Consider the following 526-nt stretch of genomic DNA (forward strand, 5'->3'; position numbering starts at 1 on the left):
GATGCGCGCCATCATGGAAGCCGCTGACAAGACTGACTCCCCGGTGATTGTCCAGGCTTCGGCCGGCGTATTTGCGGGCGCCGGCCGAAGCCTGGACAATCACCGGGGAGTCAGTCTTGTCAGCGGCTTCCATGATGGCGCGCATCTGCTCAAGGTTGTTGACGTTGAAGGCTGGAACGCCGTAGCCGAACTCGGCTGCGTGGTCCAGCATCTGGCGCATGCTGATAAGTGCCATTGTGTGTGTCTCTCCCGGTTGAGGGTCGTTGATCATGCCAGCCTGCCGGAGCGGCGGCGGCTATTCAAGTTAATGCAGATCGGGGGTTGAGGCCCGGTCTGGTGATTCGGCGTTACCAAAACTGTGTGAACAACAGAGAATCCCTGTGGGAGCGAGCCTGCTCGCGAAAGCGGTCTGACAGACACTGCATCATCGACGGCAAGATTGCTTTCGCGAGCAGGCTCGCTCCCACATTTGGATCTCTGTACACCAATTCAATCGTGTTAGTCGGCCTTGCAACCACGGCCAATG

General features: G+C 58.6%; 1 protein-coding gene. It reads right to left on the reverse strand.

Annotated elements, in window-relative coordinates; all coding sequences use genetic code 11:
• Positions 1–235: class II fructose-bisphosphate aldolase (locus J5M71_RS27045; RefSeq protein ID WP_243434369.1), on the reverse strand; the 235-nt coding region annotated here is incomplete at its 3' end.
• Positions 236–526 lie beyond the last annotated feature (291 nt).

This window comes from Pseudomonas sp. 43(2021), assembly GCF_017490805.1.
GTDB lineage: Bacteria > Pseudomonadota > Gammaproteobacteria > Pseudomonadales > Pseudomonadaceae > Aquipseudomonas.